Raw genomic sequence first — 17,409 nt, forward strand, 5'->3', positions numbered from 1 at the left:
TGTGAGAAGCCGTGCCCGCAGGCCAGGAACCTGTCGAGCGGGATCCCTCCAGCAAAGGTTCAGCCATGAATAATAACAACAGACTGTTTTGTGCCTTGCTCTACCTCAGCCTGCACCCGCTGTCCGCCCTGGCCGATGACGAGCTCATCGACAAGGCCTTCTACCCTTACCGCGCGGCAATACCCGAGGCCGACGGTCTGAACACCGGCATGCTCATCGAATCCGACAACGTCGAGCGCTTCAAGGAGCTGCTCGACCCCGCCATGCTCGGCTTTATCCGCCAGGGCTGGACTCGCATCGAGGTCGCGCCGACCACCTCGTTCGACCTGCACCCCCACTACGTCGAGGCCACCCGCAAACACCTGAACAGCGCCAAACTAGGCGCCAACCCCGGTGAGATCAGCGGCACCATTGCCGGCCGGCCCTTTCCCGCGGAGCCGGATGCCGCCGATCCGCGCGCCGGGGAGAAACTCGCCTGGAACGTCAAGTACGGCTACAACTGGGGCGACAGCGCGATCATCTCCCCGTTCATCTGGAAGTACCGCAACATGGACACGGCCGAGGTGGAGCGCACCATCGGCATGACCATGAACTTCCTCAACTTCACCAATCGGGTCAACCAGCCGCCGCTACCGGCCATTACCCCCAACCCGTCGAACAAGTTCCGGGCGATCTACCTCAACATCGACTCGCCGCAGGATCTGCGCAACACCCAACTGCTGATTCATCGTTTCAACAACGATCTGAAGCGCGACAACTCCTGGCTCTATCTGGGCTTTCAACGCCGCGTCAGGCGCCTGGCCACCGGGCAGATGACCGACGCTTTCCTGGGCTCCGATCTGATGATCGAGGATTTCGAGGGCTACAACGGGCGCATCGCCGACATGCGCTGGAGCTATCAGGGTACCCGCGTCATGTTGATGCCCTTCTACAACCACAACGACCTGGCCCTCGACGAGGGCAGCACCGACAGCGAGGGCTACCGCATGGTGGCCTTCGACGGCAAAGGCAACTGCTTCCCGCGCATCACCTGGCAACTGCGCAAGGTCTATCAGTTGCAGGCAACGCCGCTCAATACGTTCGCCCGCCACCCGCTGTCCAAGCGCGTCCATTATGTGGATGCACAGACCTTCGCCGTGTCGCGCACCGTCTCCTACGACCGCCAGGGCGAGCCGTGGAAGACCTTCACCATCGGCAAGGCGCACCCGGACCATCACCTGCCGATCAACAAGGGCAGCGGAGTCGCGCTGGACGACAGCTTCTCGATGATCGACATCCAGGCCATGCACTGCACCACGGGGCAGTTCAAGGGCCAGGTCGATCCGGAGATGAGCAAGCCAGAGATTTTCAGCGTGCAGTACCTGCGTGCAACCGGGAATTGACCCCTCGTACAGAGGCGCTGTTATCCCTCCTCATCTCAGGATCGCCAGTGCATTAAAAAGGACGTGCAATATGACACTCACTCATGCTCACCCCGCCGAACAGTTGCTCTTGCTGTGCGACGCCAGCGGCCTCATCACCTACGTCAGCCCTGCTTTCGCCAGCCTTGCCGGCTACCGCCCTGCGCAATTGCTCGGTCAGCCGGTCAATTGTCTGCGCCACCCAGAGATGCACGCCGGCCCGTTCAAGGATCTGTGGGGCACAGTGAACAAAGGGCAGTCGTGGATGGGCATGCTGCAGAACCGCCGCGCCGATGGTCAGGGATTTTGGGTCGACGTCTACATCAGCCCGATCCTCGAAAACGGTGAGGTACTCGAGTATCAGGCGATCTACCAGTTGCCGACCCCGCAGATGATTGCCCGCGCAAGTGAAACCTATCGTGTGCGGGCTCAAGGTCGACAGCCGGCCTGCCTGCGCTGGCCGAACCCGAGTCAGGCGTCTCGCCAGAGCCTGTGGGCTTGCCTGTCAATCGCCCCTCTGGCGGCGCTAAGCATCAGTCTAGAGCCCATGCTCGGCGGGCTCGCCACGCTAGGTTCGGCAATACTCTGCTGGTTGCTGCTGCAGCGACAAGCCCGGCCATTCGCTGCGCTCGTGCGCAATAGCCGCAGTCTGGTGCAGCATCCAATCAAACAGTTGATCTACACAGGCCGGGTGGATCAGATCGGACAGATAGAGCTGGCCATGCGCCTGCTGGAATTCAGGCTGGCCGCCTTGCTCGCACGCATTCACGACAGCAGCCGCCAGGTTGCCGAGGGCGCCGGTCAGGCTACTAGTCTGGTCGGCGCTAGCAGTGCTGCCTCGCACGACCAGCAACAGGAGCTGGCCGGAATCGCTGCGGCCGTCGAGGAGTTCGCTGCGACCACTCAGCAAGTCGCCAAAAGCACCTTCGACGCAACCAGCCTGGCCCAGCAAGCCGAAGCATTGACCAATGACGGTCGTCAACGCATGGAGCAGGCCAGATGGAGCATCAACCGGCTTTCCGACACGCTGGAGAGCTCAGGGAGCGCGGTAGCCGCCCTCGCTCAACACAGCCAGGATATCGGGCGCATTTCCGAGGTGATTCGCAGTATTGCCGAACAAACCAACTTGCTTGCGCTCAACGCCGCCATCGAAGCCGCGCGGGCGGGCGACAACGGTCGTGGCTTCGCAGTGGTCGCCGACGAGGTGCGCTCGTTGGCCCGCCGTACGCAGAGTTCTACCGACGAGATACAGGGCATGATCGAGGTACTGCGTCAAGGCACTAGCCAAGTGGTGCAGACGATGGAGCAAGGCCGCAGTCATCTACTGTCAAGCGTTAGCGAGGTTGATGGCGCCGCCACAGTGCTACTGGGTATCCTCGACAGCACCGCCAGCATTCACCAGTTGAGCACGCAAATTTCCAGCGCCAGCGACCAACAAAGCCTGGCAGCGGAGGAGATTAACGCCAAGCTGCATGCCATTCATCAGCTGGCGTTGCACAGTGGCGAACAACTACGCAACACCCTGAAGTTTGCCGAACAGGTAAAGGCTCAAGCTCAACGCCAACAGGCCTTGGTTGGCCATTTGCTGAACGGCTAGGGCGTTGTCTGAAAGCACGCTAGCGCTCGCACGGGCTGTTTGCCGGGGCGCTACGCAGCGGCACACGGACAGCGGCGAGTCTGCTCCAGCCGCCTCAATGGGCGCCTGCCTGAGTCGCATCAGGTGACTTGGGCAGACGCCTACGAGGCATACGCATTACTAAGAAAGTGCTGCAAAGGCCATTTACCGTCACTCCCGCGAAGGCGGGAGCCCAGGGACTACGCAGGTTCTGGATTATTCCCCTGCGGGCCGGCGCCAGCGCTGTGCAGCGATAAAGCTGCTGTCGCGCCTGCGCCCGACTATTTCAGCGTTTCCCTAAGCGAGGCGCCGAGGTTTCGTCATTGTACGAATGCAACCTCAGCAGTATTGGCGCTGGTAAATGGCGACTCAGTCCTCGATGCCGATCTTCTTCAGCCGGTAGGCCAGAGCCGGGCGGCTCAGCCCCAGGAGGCGGGCAGCACCGGAGACGTTCTGCTTGGCTTGCTGCATGGCCTCGCGCATTAGGCTTTCCTCGATCTCGTCGAGGCTCAGGCCGCTGCCCAATAACTGGCTGATCCAGCTGCCCTGGCCATTGTCCGGCTGGATCAGCACGCCGTCCGATGACACCCGCTCGCTGTCGGTCTGCGGCTCTTCCGGCGGCCGTGGAAACAGCGCCGGCACGCTGATGCTTTCGTTCGCGTCGGTGAGGATGATGCCGCGCTCGATGACGTTTTCCAGCTCGCGGATATTGCCCGGCCAGCTGTAATGCAGGCAGGCCTCCAGGGCTTTGTCCGAAAGGCCGAGGGTTCTCTTGCCGTACTCCTCGTGGAAGCGCTGCAGGAAGTGCTCAGCCAGCAGCGGAATGTCCTCGCGGCGTTCGCGCAACGCCGGGATCGCCACCGGGAAGACGTTCAGCCGGTAGTACAGGTCGGCGCGAAAACGCCCGGCCTTGACCGCTTCGGCCAGGTCCTCGTGGGTGGCGGCGATCACCCTTACGTCGATCTTGCGCGTGCGGTTGTCGCCCACTCGCTCCAGCTCGCCTTCTTGCAGCACGCGCAGCAGACTGGACTGAGCGCGCGGGCTGAGTTCGATCACCTCGTCAAGGAAGATGGTGCCCTTGTCGGCACGCTCGAAGCGGCCCATGCGTGACTGGGTGGCGCCGGTGAAGGCGCCTTTTTCCACGCCGAACAATTCGGACTCGATCAGGTCCGGCGGGATCGCTGCACAGTTCACTGCGACAAAGGGCTCGGCGGCGCGTTTGCTGCGCAGGTGCACGCTACGCGCGATGACCTCCTTGCCGACCCCGGTCTCGCCGAGCAGCAGCACCGAGACTTTGCTCTGTGCGGCCTTGTCCATCATCTTGCGCACGCTCTGGTAGGCCGGGGTCTGACCGATGCCGTAGTACTGGCCTTCCTGTTTGTCGAGGTTGGTACGCAGCGACACCAGTTGCGATTGCAACTCGTAGAGTTCCTCGATGATGGGGTCGCTCTTGAAATACTGTTTGAAGCTGGCAACGTCGTCCCACTCTTCGGCCGGCTTGCCGATGATCCGGCACTTGTCGCCGCCGCAGCCGCGGCAGCTGACTTCCTTGAAGATGATTTCCCGGCCCATGAACGCCGAGGAATAGGCGCAGGCGTAGCCGAGCAGAGTCCAGCACACCGGGTCTTGCATCTGCCCCAGCTCGGTCTGGCAGATTTCCACCTCGAAGGAGTCGATCCACTCCACCTCGACATAGAAGCGCCCGCTTTCCTTGTCGATATCGACCTCGGTGGGGCGGGCCTTGACCAGGCCCTTGAGCGAATGCAGCTGCGGGCCGGCGAGGAACATGTCGTACTCGCTGGCATTCGGGCGCAGCTTCCAGGCCAGTTCGGCGTCCTTCAGTCCGGACTGGTAACCCATGCGCAGGAAGAATCCCTTGGCCCGCTCGATGCCCAGGGTGTTGACCATCTCGCGGCGGAAATTGGCCATCGCGGAAACCTGCAACAGCAGCATGCGCTGCTCGCCCAGCCAGATCTTGCCTTCCGTGCTCTGGAAGTGGATGAGGCTGGTGAGGTCCTTGAAGTCTGCGTATTGCATCTCGGGTTTATAGCGGATCGGCATGAACTCAAATCCCCTGATTTATTGTTGTAGGGGGCGCTGAAACACCTGGAAAGCACACGGTAGTCGATGTATTCAGCGAACACTCCAGGCGGCCTTTCCGGCCGTGTTGGCGCAACGCCAACTCACCATATTCGCCTTTTTCGGCAGATGAAAGTCAACCAAATGATGAAAGGCGCGAGTCTCTGGGGTGTGCCATCGGTTGCCCTGCGCAGGGGCTGTGAGCATTTGCTCAAGTGCGGCGAGGCAATTGAGCAAATGCTCAAAAAGCCCGTGTTGCGCCTGCCTTCACGGCGCCTCGCAGGTGCCGATCAATAAATTAAAAATCATTTAAATACAGATACTTATCTTATTTTTTGACGCCTTGGCACAGGCGTTGCGTTAGCGCCTTGGCCAGCAACCAGCCAGGAACCGGCCGAGATGAAAGACCCAGAGATTCCCTTCGATCAGCTGACCCGGTTTGTCCGGGTGCGCAGCGAGCCGGATGCCAGGTTCGTCGAATTCGATTTCGCCATTGGTCATCCGGAGCTGTTCGTCGAGCTGGTACTGCCACAGGCAGCCTTCGCCACCTTCTGCCAGCGCCAGCGTGTGGTGCAGATGGACGCGGCGATGTGCCAAGCGGTGGATGAAGACGCGGCCAAGTGGCGCTACGGCGATGTCGGACGACGCGAGGCGAACGACCGAGAGTAAGCACGAGCGACAGCCGAACACACACAACAACAAGACGGTACGGTTGAAATGAGCGTAGAGATCAAGACCAATACGGTGGAAACCCTCCGCCACACCTACGGCAACCTGCAACGCCGTTTCGGCGACAAGCCGGCGAGCCGCTATCAGGAAGCCAGCTACGATATCGAAGCGACGACCAACTTCCACTACCGGCCGTTGTGGGATCCGCAGCGGCAGCTCAACGACCCCGGCCGTACGGCGATCCGCATGGCCGACTGGCACGCGGTCACCGACCCGCGCCAGTACTTCTACGGTGCCTACGTGCAGGCCCGGGCGCGTATGCAGGAAGCCACCGAGCATGCCTACGGCTTCTGCGAAAAACGTGGCCTGTTGAGCCGCCTGCCCGAGGCGCTGCAGCACAAGATCCTGCGTTGCCTGGTGCCGCTGCGCCACGCCGAGATGGGCGCCAATATGAACAACAGCGGCATTGCCGGCGACTGCATCGCCGGCACCATGACCCAACTGCACATCTATCAGGCCATGGATCGTCTGGGCATTGGCCAGTACCTGTCACGCATCGGCCTGCTGCTCGGCGAGGGCAGCGGCAGTGCGCTGGATCAGGCCAAGGCTTACTGGATGGACGACCCGATCTGGCAAGGCCTGCGGCGCTACGTAGAAGACAGCCTGGTGATCAAGGACTGGTTCGAGCTGACCCTGGCGCAGAACCTGCTGCTCGACGGCATGAGCTACCCGCTGATGTACCAGCGCTTCGACCAGCAACTGGGCGAAGAGGGCGCCGCCGACCTGTCGATGCTCACCGAATTCATGCGCGACTGGTACGCCGAAAGCACCCGCTGGGTCGACGCCATGCTCAAGGTGGTGCTGGCCGAAAGCGCGGACAACCACGCGCAGATCCAGACCTGGGTGGATGCCTGGGAACCGCGCGCCTATGCCGCACTGCAACCGTTGGCCGAAGCGGCCACCGGCCTGGCCGCCCTCGACGACGTGCGTGCCGCGCTGGCCGCCCGCCTGCACAAACTTGGGCTGCGCAGCCCCGGAGTACCAGCATGAAACAACTGGCTTTCATCGTATTCCAGGACAACGACAACGCCCGTTACCTGGTGGACGCCATCACCCAGGACAACCCCCACGCCGAGGTCCAGTACCAGCCCGCGATGATCCGCATCCAGGCCGAGCAACGCCTGGAAATCCGCCGCACGACAGTGGAGGAAATGATCGGTCGCGAGTGGGACGTCCAGGAAATGCTCATCGACGTAATCAGCATCGGCGGCAACGTGGCCGAGGACGACGACAGCTTCGTCCTCGAGTGGAAGAACTAGGAGGCAGACCATGACAACTCAGAAGAAAAAACTCAGCCTGAAAGACAAGTACCAGTACCTGACCCGTGACATGGCCTGGGAGCCGAGCTACCAGAAGAAGGCCGACATCTTCCCCAACGAGGATTTCGAGGGCATCAAGATCACCGACTGGGACAAGTGGGAAGACCCGTTCCGCCTGACCATGGATGCCTACTGGAAATACCAGGCCGAGAAAGAGAAGAAGCTCTACGCGATTTTCGACGCCTTCGCGCAGAACAACGGCCACCAGAACATCTCCGATGCACGTTACGTGAATGCCCTGAAGCTGTTCCTCACCGGCGTTTCTCCGCTGGAATACGGCGCCTTCCAGGGCTACTCGCGGGCGGGCCGGCAGTTCAGCGGCGCCGGCGCGCGGGTCGCTTGCCAGATGCAGGCGATCGACGAGCTGCGCCACGTGCAGACGCAGATCCATGCGATGAGCCACTACAACAAGCACTTCAACGGCCTGCATGATTTCGCCCACATGCACGACCGGGTGTGGTTCCTCTCGGTGCCCAAGTCGTTCTTCGACGACGCGCGCTCGGCCGGCCCGTTCGAGTTCCTCACCGCCATCTCGTTCTCCTTCGAGTACGTGCTGACCAACCTGCTGTTCGTGCCGTTCATGTCCGGCGCCGCCTACAACGGCGACATGGCCACGGTCACCTTCGGCTTCTCCGCGCAGTCGGACGAAGCGCGGCACATGACCCTCGGTCTGGAAGTGATCAAGTTCATGCTCGAACAGCACGAAGACAACGTGCCGATCATCCAACGCTGGATCGACAAGTGGTTCTGGCGCGGTTATCGCCTGCTCAGTCTGGTCGGCATGATGATGGACTACATGCTGCCGAACAAAGTGATGTCCTGGGCCGAAGCCTGGGAGGTGTATTACGAGCAGAACGGCGGCGCGCTGTTCAAGGACCTCGAGCGCTACGGCATCCGCCCGCCGAAGTACCAGGACCAGGCCACCATCGGCAAGCAGCACATCACCCACCAGATCTGGGCGACCTTCTACCAGTACAGCCTGGCCACCAACTTCCACACCTGGATTCCCAGCCAGGAAGAGCAGCAGTGGCTCGCGGAAAAGTACCCGGACAGCTTCGACAAGTACTACCGCCCGCGTTTCGACCACTGGCAGGAGCAGCATGCCCAAGGCCAGCGCTTCTACAACTACACCCTGCCGCAGCTGTGTCAGGTGTGCCAAGTGCCGGCGCTGTTCACCGAGCCGGACGACCCGACCACCCTCAGCCACCGGCAGATCGAGCACGAGGGCGAGCGCTATCACTTCTGCTCGGATGGCTGCTGCGAGATCTTCCAGCACGAGCCGGAGAAGTACATCCAGGCCTGGCTGCCGGTGCACCAGATCTACCAGGGCAACTGCGAGGGCGGCGATGTGCAGACCGTGGTGGAGAAGTACTACCACCTGAAAATCGGGGTGGACAACCTCGAGTACGTCGGCTCGCCCGAGTACCTGCGCTGGCTGGCCTGGAAAAAACTCGGCACCCCGGCAGTGCCCGCCGGTACGGACAACACGCGCGACGCCGCCTGATGCGTCACCCCGGGTCGGGGTGGCGCTGCCGCCCCTGACCACCCCGATTCCAAGAACAAGAGGGTCAGCTCATGACTGTTAATGCGATCAGCGAATACCGCGCCACGCCGCGCGACCTGCAAGCCAATTTCCATGGCATGCAGATGCTCTACGTCTACTGGGAAAAACACCTGATGTTCTGCTCGCCCTTCGCCTTTCTGGTCGCCCCGGCGATGACCTTCGGCGCGTTCCTCGAGCAGGTGTTCATGGAGGCGATCAAGGCCCATCCAGACAGCGCGCGCATCGATTTCAGCGCGGCTGTGTGGCAGCTCAATGGCCAGCCGTTCACTGCCGATCCCGGTGCCAGCCTGGAAGCCAACGGCATCGACCACAAGAGCCTGCTGCGCCTGAGCACGCCAGGCTTGAACGGCGTTCAGGGTTCGTGCAGCTGAGAGGTGTGCCATGAGTTACAACGTCACCATTGAACCAACCGGCGAAGTGATCGAAGTGGAGGACGGCCAGACCATCCTCCAGGCCGCCCTGCGCCAGGGCGTCTGGCTGCCGTTCGCCTGCGGCCACGGCACCTGCGCCACCTGCAAGGTGCAGGTGGTCGAGGGCGAAGTGGATATCGGCGAAGCCTCGCCGTTCGCCCTGATGGACATCGAGCGCGACGAGCGCAAGGTGCTGGCCTGCTGCGCCATTCCGCTCTCCGATCTGGTGATCGAAGCCGACGTCGATGCCGACCCGGACTTCCTCGGCCATCCGGTGGAGGATTACCGGGGGGTGGTCAGCGCCCAGGTTGATCTGTCGCCGACCATCAAGGGCCTGCACATCAAGCTCGATCGGCCCATGCCGTTCCAGGCCGGGCAGTACGTCAACCTGGCGTTGCCGGGCATCGACGGCACCCGCGCCTTCTCGCTGGCCAACCCGCCGAGCCGGAACGACGAAGTCGAGTTGCACGTGCGCCTGGTCGAGGGCGGTGCGGCCACCGGCTTTATCCACAAGCAACTGAAAGTCGGCGACGCGGTGGAGCTGTCCGGGCCTTATGGGCAGTTCTTCGTGCGCGATTCGCAGGCCGGCGACCTGATCTTCATCGCCGGCGGCTCGGGCTTATCGAGCCCGCAGTCGATGATCCTCGATCTGCTCGAGCGCGGCGATACGCGGCAGATCACCCTGTTCCAGGGCGCGCGCAATGTCGCCGAGCTGTACAACCGCGAGCTGTTCGAGGCGCTGGCCGCGCAGCACCCGCAGTTCAGCTATGTGCCGGCGCTCAACCAGGCCAACGACGACCCGACGTGGCAAGGCTTCAAGGGCTTCGTCCACGACGCCGCCAAGGCGCATTTCGACGGCCGCTTCGGCGGGCAGAAAGCCTACCTATGCGGCCCGCCGCCGATGATCGACGCGGCCATCACCACCCTGATGCAAGGCCGGCTGTTCGAGCGCGACATCTTTATGGAGCGCTTCTACACCGCCGCCGATGGTGCCGGCGAGAGCACCCGTTCGGCCCTGTTCAAGCGCATCTGAGGTGAATCATGAACCGTGCCGGTTATGAGATTCGCGAAACGGTCAGCGGCCAGACGTTCCGTTGCCTGCCCGACCAGTCGGTGCTCAGTGCGATGGAGCAACAGGGCAAGCGCTGCGTGCCGGTAGGTTGCCGCGGCGGCGGCTGCGGCCTGTGCAAGGTGCGCGTGCTGAGCGGCAGCTACCAGTGCCACAAGATGAGTTGCAACCATGTGCCGCCGGAGGCGGCCAAGCAGGGCCTGGCCCTGGCCTGCCAACTGTTTCCCCAGACTGACCTGAGCATCGAATGCCTGCGCCGCCAAGGCCCGGGCGACCACAACAACAAGAACCAGCAAGAGGTGTCGTCATGAAAAAAGGCGTAATGCGCCCCGGTCACGTCCAGCTTCGCGTACTGAACCTGGAGAGCGCCCTGGCCCACTACCGCGACCTGCTCGGTCTGATCGAAATGGACCGCGACGAGCAAGGGCGCGTCTACCTGAAGGCCTGGACCGAGGTCGACAAATTTTCCGTGGTGCTGCGCGAGGCCGATCAGCCGGGCATGGATTTCATGGGCTTCAAGGTGATCGACGAGGACTGCCTGAACCGCCTGACCCAGGATCTGCTCAATTATGGCTGCCTGATCGAAACCATCCCCGCCGGCGAACTCAAGGGGTGTGGCCGACGGGTGCGCTTCCAGGCGCCGTCCGGACACTTTTTCGAGCTCTACGCCGACAAGGAGTACACCGGCAAATGGGGGCTGGAGGAGATCAATCCGGAAGCCTGGCCGCGCAATCTCAAGGGCATGCGCGCGGTGCGTTTCGACCACTGCCTGCTGTATGGCGACGAGCTGCAGGCGACCTATGCGCTGTTCACCGAGGTGCTCGGTTTCTACCTGGCCGAACAGGTGGTCGACGACAACGGCACGCGCATCGCGCAGTTCCTCAGCCTGTCGACCAAGGCCCACGACGTGGCCTTCATCCAGCACACGGAGAAGGGCCGCTTCCACCACGCCTCGTTCTTTCTGGAAACCTGGGAAGACGTGCTGCGCGCAGCCGACCTGATTTCCATGACCGACACCTCGATCGACATCGGCCCTACCCGCCACGGCCTGACCCATGGCAAGACCATCTATTTCTTCGACCCCTCGGGTAACCGCAACGAGGTGTTCTGCGGTGGCGATTACAACTACCAGGACCACAAGCCCGTGACCTGGCTGGCCAAGGACTTGGGCAAGGCCATTTTTTACCACGACCGGGTGCTCAACGAACGTTTCCTGACCGTGCTCACCTGAAAGCCCGGCTCGCCTTTTTGCAGAGATTGCGCAGATGAAAGAGATCAAGCACTTCATTAACGGTGCCTTCGTCGGTTCGGCCAGCGGTCGCACCTTCGACGACATCAACCCGGCCAATGGCCAGGTGATCGGCCGCGTGCACGAGGCCGGCCGCGCCGAGGTCGATGCCGCGGTGCAGGCCGCACGTGCCGCGCTGAGCGGCCCGTGGGGCGCGATGAGCGTGGCCGAGCGGGCGGACATTCTGCACCGCGTGGCCGATGGCATCACCGCGCGCTTCGACGAGTTCCTCGAGGCCGAATGCCTGGACACCGGCAAGCCGAAATCCCTGGCTTCGCATATCGACATTCCGCGCGGCGCGGCCAACTTCAAGGTGTTCGCCGACCTGCTGAAGAACGTGCCCAGCGAAGCCTTCGAGATGGCCACGCCGGACGGCAGCGGCGCGATCAACTACGCGGTGCGCCGCCCCAAGGGGGTGATCGGGGTGATCAGCCCGTGGAATCTGCCGCTGTTGCTGATGACCTGGAAGGTCGGCCCGGCCCTGGCCTGCGGCAACACCGTGGTGGTCAAGCCCTCCGAGGAAACCCCGCTGACCACCACCCTACTCGGCGAGGTGATGCAGGCCGCCGGCGTGCCGGCCGGGGTGTACAACGTGGTGCATGGTTTCGGTGGCGATTCCGCCGGGGCCTTCCTCACCGAACACGCGGATGTCGATGCCTTCACCTTCACGGGCGAAACCGGCACTGGCGAGTTGATCATGCGCGCCGCCGCCAAAGGCGTGCGCCAGGTCTCGCTGGAGCTGGGCGGCAAGAACGCCGGCATCGTCTTCGCCGACTGCGACATGGATAAGGCCATCGAAGGCACGCTGCGCTCGGCCTTCGCCAACTGCGGCCAGGTGTGCCTGGGCACCGAGCGGCTGTATGTCGAGCGCTCGATTTTCGAGGAGTTTGTCGCCCGCCTGAAGGCCGGTGCCGAGAGCCTGGTGATCGGCCCGCCGGACGACCCGACCAGCAACTTCGGCCCGCTGGTCAGCCTCAAGCACCGCGAGAAGGTGCTGTCCTACTACCAGCAAGCCGTCGCCGACGGCGCCACCGTGGTCACCGGCGGCGGCGTGCCGCAGATGCCGGAGGCATTGGCGGGCGGCGCCTGGATACAACCGACCATCTGGACCGGCCTGGCCGACGACTCGGCGGTGGTCACCGAGGAAATCTTCGGTCCGTGCTGCCATATCCGTCCGTTCGACAGCGAAGCCGAAGCTGTCGCCTTGGCCAACAGCCTGCCCTATGGCCTGTCCGCCACCCTCTGGAGCGACAACGTCAGCCGCGCGCACCGCGTCGCCGGGCAGTTGGAGGCCGGCATCGTCTGGGTCAACAGTTGGTTCCTGCGCGATCTGCGCACCGCCTTCGGCGGCAGCAAGCAATCCGGGATCGGTCGGGAAGGGGGTGTGCACTCGCTGGAGTTCTACACCGAACTGAAAAACATCTGTGTGAAGTTGTGAGGCCGTGATGAGCGCACCCCAGAACAGCCCGGAAATCGGCCGCGAAATCCTCGCCGCCGGCTATCGCACCAACCTGCACGACAGCGGCGAAGGCTTCCCGCTGATGATGATCCACGGCTCCGGCCCCGGCGTCACCGCCTGGGCCAACTGGCGCCTGGTGATGCCCGAGCTGGCCAAGCGCCGCCGGGTGATCGCCCCGGACATGCTGGGCTTCGGCTACAGCGAACGCCCGGTCGATGGTCAGTACCACCAACAGCGCTGGGTTGAACACGCGCTTGGCGTGCTGGATGCCCTGGGCATCGAACAGGCCGACCTGGTCGGTAACTCCTTCGGTGGCGGCCTGGCCCTGGCCCTGGCCATCCGCCACCCCGAGCGAGTGCGCCGGCTGGTGCTGATGGGCAGCGCCGGGGTTAGCTTTCCGATCACCCCGGGCCTGGATGATGTGTGGGGCTATGAGCCGTCCTTCGCCACCATGCGCCGGCTGATGGACACCTTCGCCTACGACCGCAGCCTGGTCACCGACGAGCTGGCCGAGCTGCGTTACCAGGCCAGCATCCGCCCCGGTTTTCAGGAGTCGTTCGCGCAGATGTTCCCCGCACCGCGCCAGCGCTGGGTCGATGGCCTGGCCAGCAGCGAGGCGCAGATCCGCGCCTTGCCCCACGAAACCCTGGTGATCCATGGCCGCGAGGATCAGGTGATCCCCCTGGCCGCTTCGCTGACGCTGGCCGAGTGGATCGTCCGCGCGCAATTGCACGTGTTCGGCCAGTGCGGCCACTGGACGCAGATCGAACACGCCGCCCGTTTCGCCCGCCTGGTCGAGGATTTCCTCGCCGAAGCCGACGCCCGCCATTCCTGAGAGAGACCGACATGGACCAGATAATGATCAACGCGCTCGGCGACGAGCTGTACCAGGCCATGCTCAACCGCGAGGCGATCAGCCCGCTGACCGAGCGTGGCTTCGACATCAGCGTCGACGACTCCTACCACATCTCGCTGCGCATGCTCGAACGACGCCTGGCGGCCGGCGAGAAGATCATCGGCAAGAAGATCGGCGTGACCAGCAAGGCGGTGCAAAACATGCTGGGCGTGCACCAGCCGGACTTCGGTTACCTGACCGACGCCATGGTGTTCAACAGCGGCGAAGCGGTGCCGATCAGCCAGCGACTGATGCAGCCCAAGGCCGAGGGCGAGATCGCCTTCATCCTCAAGAAGGACCTGATCGGCCCCGGCGTGACTAACGCCGACGTACTGGCCGCCACCGAGTGCGTGATGCCCTGTTTCGAGATCGTCGATTCGCGCATCCGCGACTGGAAAATCAAGATCCAGGACACCGTGGCGGACAACGCCTCCTGCGGCCTGTTTGTGCTCGGCGACCAGGCGGTATCGCCGCGCCAGGTCGACCTGGTCACCTGCGGCATGGTGGTGGAAAAGAACGGCCACATCATCAGCACCGGGGCCGGCGCTGCGGCGCTCGGTTCGCCGGTCAACTGCGTGGCCTGGCTGGCCAACACCCTGGGCCGTTTCGGCATCGCGCTGAAAGCCGGCGAGGTGATCCTGTCCGGCTCGCTGGTGCCGTTGGAGCCGGTCAAGGCCGGCGACGTGATGCGCGTCGACATCGGCGGTATCGGCAGCGCCTCCGTGCGCTTCACCTAAATTTGGAGGCTTGCAGATGAACCAGAAACTCAAAGTCGCGATCATCGGTCCGGGTAATATCGGTACCGACCTGATGATCAAGGTGCTGCGCAACGCCAAGTACCTGGAAATGGGCGCCATGGTCGGCATCGACGCCGCCTCCGACGGCCTGGCCCGCGCCCAGCGCATGGGCGTGGCGACCACCCATGCCGGCGTCGAAGGGCTGATCAAGCTGCCCGAATTCGCCGACATCGATTTCGTCTTCGACGCCACCTCGGCCAGTGCCCACGTGCAGAACGAGGCGCTGCTGCGCCAGGCCAAACCGGGCATCCGTCTGATCGACCTGACCCCGGCGGCCATCGGCCCGTACTGCGTGCCGGTGGTCAACCTGGAGGAGCACCTCGGCAAGCTCAACGTCAACATGGTCACCTGCGGCGGCCAGGCGACCATCCCGATGGTCGCCGCGGTCTCCCGCGTGGCCAAGGTCCATTACGCCGAGATCGTCGCCTCGATCAGCAGCAAGTCGGCCGGTCCCGGCACCCGCGCCAACATCGACGAGTTCACCGAGACCACCAGCAAAGCCATCGAAGTGATCGGCGGTGCGGCCAAGGGCAAGGCGATCATCATCATGAACCCGGCTGAGCCGCCGCTGATCATGCGCGACACCGTGTATGTGCTGTCCGCCGCCGCCGATCAGGTCGCCGTCGCGGCTTCGGTGGAGGAAATGGTTCAGGCGGTGCAGGCCTACGTGCCCGGCTATCGCCTGAAGCAGCAGGTGCAGTTCGACGTGATCCCCGAGTCCGCGCCGCTGAACATCCCCGGCCTCGGCCGGTTCAGCGGGTTGAAGACCTCGGTGTTCCTCGAAGTCGAAGGCGCCGCCCATTACCTGCCGGCCTACGCCGGCAACCTCGACATCATGACCTCCGCCGCGCTGGCCACTGCCGAGCGCATGGCCCAGTCGATGCTCAAGGCCTGAGGAGAATCGCCATGACATTCAACCCCGGCAAGAAACTCTATATCTCCGACGTCACCCTGCGCGACGGCAGCCACGCGATCCGCCACCAGTACTCGCTGCAGAACGTGCAGGACATCGCCCGCGCGCTGGACCAGGCCAAGGTCGACTCCATCGAAGTGGCCCACGGCGACGGCCTGCAAGGCTCCAGCTTCAACTACGGCTTCGGTGCGCACACCGACCTGGAGTGGATCGAGGCGGTCAACGACGTGATCAGCCACGCCAAAATCGCCACCCTGCTGCTGCCCGGTATCGGCACGGTGCACGACCTCAAGGCGGCCTACAACGCCGGCGCGCGGGTGGTCCGCGTGGCCACCCACTGCACCGAGGCGGACGTCTCTAAGCAACACATCGAATACGCCCGCGAGCTGGGCATGGACACCGTCGGCTTTTTGATGATGAGCCATATGATCGCCCCCGAGCATCTGGCCAAGCAGGCCAAGCTGATGGAGAACTACGGCGCGACCTGCATCTACGTGGTCGATTCCGGCGGGGCGCTGAGCATGCAGGACGTGCGCGAGCGCTTCCGCGCGGTCAAGGCCGTGCTCAAGCCGGAAACCCAGACCGGCATGCACGCCCACCACAACCTGTCGCTTGGCGTGGCCAACTCCATCGTCGCGGTGGAGGAGGGCTGCGACCGCATCGACGCCAGTCTCGCCGGCATGGGCGCCGGTGCCGGCAACGCACCGCTGGAGGTGTTCATCGCCGCCGCCGAACGCCTCGGCTGGGAGCACGGCACCGACCTCTACACCCTGATGGACGCCGCCGACGACATCGTCCGACCGTTGCAGGATCGCCCGGTGCGGGTCGACCGCGAAACCCTGGCCCTCGGTTACGCCGGGGTCTACTCCAGCTTCCTCCGTCATTCCGAAGTGGCCGCGCAGAAATACGGCCTCAAGGCCGTGGACATCCTCGTCGAACTGGGCAAACGGCGCATGGTCGGTGGCCAGGAAGACATGATCGTCGACGTCGCCCTCGACCTATTGGCCGCCCGTAAGGAGCGCAACTGATGAACCGTACCCTGACCCGCGAACAGGTGCTGGCCCTGGCCGAGCACATCGAAAACGCCGAGCTGCATGCGCATGACATCAGCAAGGTGACCAACGATTACCCGGACATGACCTTCGCCGATGCCTACGACGTGCAGTGGGAAATCCGCCGGCGCAAGGAGGCCCGCGGCAACAAGATCGTCGGCCTGAAGATGGGCCTGACCTCCTGGGCGAAGATGGCGCAGATGGGCGTGGAAACGCCGATCTACGGCTTCCTCGCCGACTACTTCAGCGTCGCCGACGGCGGCGTGGTGGATTGCGCCAAACTGATCCACCCGAAGATCGAGGCAGAGATCAGCTTCGTCACCAAGGCTCCGCTGCACGGCCCGGGCTGCCATATCGGCCAGGTGCTGGCGGCCACCGACTTCGTCGTGCCGACGGTGGAAGTGATCGACTCGCGCTACGAGAACTTCAAGTTTGACCTGATCAGCGTGGTCGCCGACAACGCCTCCTCGACCCGTTTCATTACCGGCGGGCAGATGGCCAATGTGGCCGACGTGGACCTGCGCACCCTCGGCGTGGTGATGGAGAAGAACGGCGAAGTGGTGGAGCTCGGTGCCGGTGCCGCGGTGCTTGGCCATCCTGCTTCCAGCGTGGCGATGCTGGCCAACCTGCTGGCCGAACGCGGCGAGCATATCCCGGCGGGCAGTTTCATCATGACCGGCGGCATCACCGCGGCGGTGCCGGTGGCGCCGGGCGACAACATCACCGTGCGTTACCAGGGCCTCGGCTCGGTGTCCGCGCGCTTCGTTTAAACCCCATGCGGCCGGCTTGCGTGCCGGCCGCCACTATTTTTGAAGGACGA

Annotated in this window: 17 protein-coding genes; 16 read left to right on the top strand and 1 reads right to left on the bottom strand. The window is 63.5% G+C overall.

The annotated features are described in order from the left end of the window. Nucleotides 1-65: 65 nt before the first annotated feature. Together ACW9UL_RS03255 and ACW9UL_RS03260 are read left to right on the top strand one after the other, a co-directional pair. Nucleotides 66-1,382 (top strand): DUF1329 domain-containing protein, encoded by a 1,317-nt coding sequence (locus tag ACW9UL_RS03255; protein ID WP_457788842.1) that lies wholly within the window; start codon nucleotides 66-68, stop codon nucleotides 1,380-1,382. A 70-nt stretch (nucleotides 1,383-1,452) separates the two neighbouring features. Continuing rightward, nucleotides 1,453-2,997, top strand: a complete 1,545-nt coding sequence (locus tag ACW9UL_RS03260; RefSeq protein WP_457788843.1) for a methyl-accepting chemotaxis protein — start codon at nucleotides 1,453-1,455, stop codon at nucleotides 2,995-2,997. A 387-nt stretch (nucleotides 2,998-3,384) separates the two neighbouring features. Here the strand turns inward: ACW9UL_RS03260 and ACW9UL_RS03265 are convergent, their stop codons facing one another. Beyond that, a complete protein-coding gene (locus tag ACW9UL_RS03265) occupies nucleotides 3,385-5,076 on the bottom strand; it encodes a sigma 54-interacting transcriptional regulator (protein WP_457788844.1) in 1,692 nt (563 codons plus the stop codon). A 417-nt stretch (nucleotides 5,077-5,493) separates the two neighbouring features. Here ACW9UL_RS03265 and ACW9UL_RS03270 point away from each other — a divergent pair, with 417 nt between their 5' ends. The 14 genes from ACW9UL_RS03270 to dmpH all read left to right on the top strand — a co-directional run bounded on the left by ACW9UL_RS03270 (nucleotide 5,494) and on the right by dmpH (nucleotide 17,359). Further along, entirely contained in the window at nucleotides 5,494-5,763 is a 270-nt protein-coding gene (locus ACW9UL_RS03270; RefSeq protein ID WP_169970791.1) for a phenol hydroxylase subunit, read from the top strand. Nucleotides 5,764-5,811: 48 nt separating this feature from the next. Further along, nucleotides 5,812-6,813: an aromatic/alkene monooxygenase hydroxylase subunit beta gene (locus tag ACW9UL_RS03275; RefSeq protein ID WP_457788845.1), complete on the top strand. Its 1,002-nt coding sequence runs from the start codon at nucleotides 5,812-5,814 to the stop codon at nucleotides 6,811-6,813. Continuing rightward, complete coding sequence (locus ACW9UL_RS03280) at nucleotides 6,810-7,082, top strand: MmoB/DmpM family protein (RefSeq protein ID WP_045736208.1); 273 nt, start codon at nucleotides 6,810-6,812, stop codon at nucleotides 7,080-7,082. Before ACW9UL_RS03275 ends, ACW9UL_RS03280 begins: the two co-directional genes overlap by 4 nt. Nucleotides 7,083-7,092: 10 nt before the next feature. Continuing rightward, the gene (locus ACW9UL_RS03285; protein WP_045736209.1) at nucleotides 7,093-8,646 is read left to right on the top strand and encodes an aromatic/alkene/methane monooxygenase hydroxylase/oxygenase subunit alpha; all 1,554 of its coding nucleotides are present in this window, start codon (nucleotides 7,093-7,095) and stop codon (nucleotides 8,644-8,646) included. A gap of 71 nt (nucleotides 8,647-8,717) precedes the next feature. Beyond that, a complete protein-coding gene (locus ACW9UL_RS03290; RefSeq protein ID WP_045736210.1) occupies nucleotides 8,718-9,077 on the top strand; it encodes a phenol hydroxylase subunit P4 in 360 nt (119 codons plus the stop codon). 10 nt (nucleotides 9,078-9,087) lie between these two features. Continuing rightward, complete coding sequence (gene dmpP, locus ACW9UL_RS03295) at nucleotides 9,088-10,149, top strand: phenol 2-monooxygenase reductase component DmpP (protein ID WP_457788846.1); 1,062 nt, start codon at nucleotides 9,088-9,090, stop codon at nucleotides 10,147-10,149. A gap of 8 nt (nucleotides 10,150-10,157) precedes the next feature. Next, a complete protein-coding gene (locus ACW9UL_RS03300; RefSeq protein WP_397495963.1) occupies nucleotides 10,158-10,496 on the top strand; it encodes a 2Fe-2S iron-sulfur cluster binding domain-containing protein in 339 nt (112 codons plus the stop codon). Then, complete coding sequence (locus ACW9UL_RS03305) at nucleotides 10,493-11,416, top strand: catechol 2,3-dioxygenase (protein WP_090439188.1); 924 nt, start codon at nucleotides 10,493-10,495, stop codon at nucleotides 11,414-11,416. Before ACW9UL_RS03300 ends, ACW9UL_RS03305 begins: the two co-directional genes overlap by 4 nt. A 34-nt stretch (nucleotides 11,417-11,450) precedes the next feature. Next, nucleotides 11,451-12,911 carry a 2-hydroxymuconic semialdehyde dehydrogenase gene (locus ACW9UL_RS03310; protein WP_280075339.1) on the top strand — a complete coding sequence of 487 codons (1,461 nt, stop codon included), beginning with the start codon at nucleotides 11,451-11,453 and terminating at the stop codon, nucleotides 12,909-12,911. A 7-nt stretch (nucleotides 12,912-12,918) separates the two neighbouring features. Then, nucleotides 12,919-13,767: an alpha/beta fold hydrolase gene (locus ACW9UL_RS03315; RefSeq protein WP_457788847.1), complete on the top strand. Its 849-nt coding sequence runs from the start codon at nucleotides 12,919-12,921 to the stop codon at nucleotides 13,765-13,767. An 11-nt stretch (nucleotides 13,768-13,778) separates the two neighbouring features. Beyond that, complete coding sequence (dmpE, locus tag ACW9UL_RS03320; RefSeq protein WP_280064664.1) at nucleotides 13,779-14,564, top strand: 2-oxopent-4-enoate hydratase; 786 nt, start codon at nucleotides 13,779-13,781, stop codon at nucleotides 14,562-14,564. Nucleotides 14,565-14,580: 16 nt separating this feature from the next. Further along, nucleotides 14,581-15,519: an acetaldehyde dehydrogenase (acetylating) gene (locus ACW9UL_RS03325; protein WP_457788848.1), complete on the top strand. Its 939-nt coding sequence runs from the start codon at nucleotides 14,581-14,583 to the stop codon at nucleotides 15,517-15,519. An 11-nt stretch (nucleotides 15,520-15,530) separates the two neighbouring features. Further along, a complete protein-coding gene (dmpG, locus tag ACW9UL_RS03330) occupies nucleotides 15,531-16,565 on the top strand; it encodes a 4-hydroxy-2-oxovalerate aldolase (RefSeq protein WP_090337463.1) in 1,035 nt (344 codons plus the stop codon). Then, complete coding sequence (gene dmpH, locus ACW9UL_RS03335) at nucleotides 16,565-17,359, top strand: 2-oxo-3-hexenedioate decarboxylase (RefSeq protein WP_045736216.1); 795 nt, start codon at nucleotides 16,565-16,567, stop codon at nucleotides 17,357-17,359. The genes dmpG and dmpH overlap by 1 nt, the downstream gene beginning before the upstream one ends. Nucleotides 17,360-17,409: the final 50 nt, after the last annotated feature.

This window comes from Pseudomonas sp. PL-6 (assembly GCF_054110165.1).

What these genes read in the sequence shown, in the direction of transcription:
- ACW9UL_RS03265 (WP_457788844.1), bottom strand. Translation starts at nt 5,076, where the DNA reads ATGCCGATCCGCTATAAACCCGAGATGCAATACGCAGACTTCAAGGAC.
- ACW9UL_RS03260 (WP_457788843.1), top strand. Translation starts at nt 1,453, where the DNA reads ATGACACTCACTCATGCTCACCCCGCCGAACAGTTGCTCTTGCTGTGC.
- dmpH (WP_045736216.1), top strand. Translation starts at nt 16,565, where the DNA reads ATGAACCGTACCCTGACCCGCGAACAGGTGCTGGCCCTGGCCGAGCAC.
- dmpE (WP_280064664.1), top strand. Translation starts at nt 13,779, where the DNA reads ATGGACCAGATAATGATCAACGCGCTCGGCGACGAGCTGTACCAGGCC.
- dmpP (WP_457788846.1), top strand. Translation starts at nt 9,088, where the DNA reads ATGAGTTACAACGTCACCATTGAACCAACCGGCGAAGTGATCGAAGTG.
- ACW9UL_RS03290 (WP_045736210.1), top strand. Translation starts at nt 8,718, where the DNA reads ATGACTGTTAATGCGATCAGCGAATACCGCGCCACGCCGCGCGACCTG.
- ACW9UL_RS03310 (WP_280075339.1), top strand. Translation starts at nt 11,451, where the DNA reads ATGAAAGAGATCAAGCACTTCATTAACGGTGCCTTCGTCGGTTCGGCC.
- ACW9UL_RS03285 (WP_045736209.1), top strand. Translation starts at nt 7,093, where the DNA reads ATGACAACTCAGAAGAAAAAACTCAGCCTGAAAGACAAGTACCAGTAC.
- ACW9UL_RS03275 (WP_457788845.1), top strand. Translation starts at nt 5,812, where the DNA reads ATGAGCGTAGAGATCAAGACCAATACGGTGGAAACCCTCCGCCACACC.
- ACW9UL_RS03280 (WP_045736208.1), top strand. Translation starts at nt 6,810, where the DNA reads ATGAAACAACTGGCTTTCATCGTATTCCAGGACAACGACAACGCCCGT.
- ACW9UL_RS03325 (WP_457788848.1), top strand. Translation starts at nt 14,581, where the DNA reads ATGAACCAGAAACTCAAAGTCGCGATCATCGGTCCGGGTAATATCGGT.
- dmpG (WP_090337463.1), top strand. Translation starts at nt 15,531, where the DNA reads ATGACATTCAACCCCGGCAAGAAACTCTATATCTCCGACGTCACCCTG.
- ACW9UL_RS03305 (WP_090439188.1), top strand. Translation starts at nt 10,493, where the DNA reads ATGAAAAAAGGCGTAATGCGCCCCGGTCACGTCCAGCTTCGCGTACTG.
- ACW9UL_RS03255 (WP_457788842.1), top strand. Translation starts at nt 66, where the DNA reads ATGAATAATAACAACAGACTGTTTTGTGCCTTGCTCTACCTCAGCCTG.
- ACW9UL_RS03315 (WP_457788847.1), top strand. Translation starts at nt 12,919, where the DNA reads ATGAGCGCACCCCAGAACAGCCCGGAAATCGGCCGCGAAATCCTCGCC.
- ACW9UL_RS03300 (WP_397495963.1), top strand. Translation starts at nt 10,158, where the DNA reads ATGAACCGTGCCGGTTATGAGATTCGCGAAACGGTCAGCGGCCAGACG.
- ACW9UL_RS03270 (WP_169970791.1), top strand. Translation starts at nt 5,494, where the DNA reads ATGAAAGACCCAGAGATTCCCTTCGATCAGCTGACCCGGTTTGTCCGG.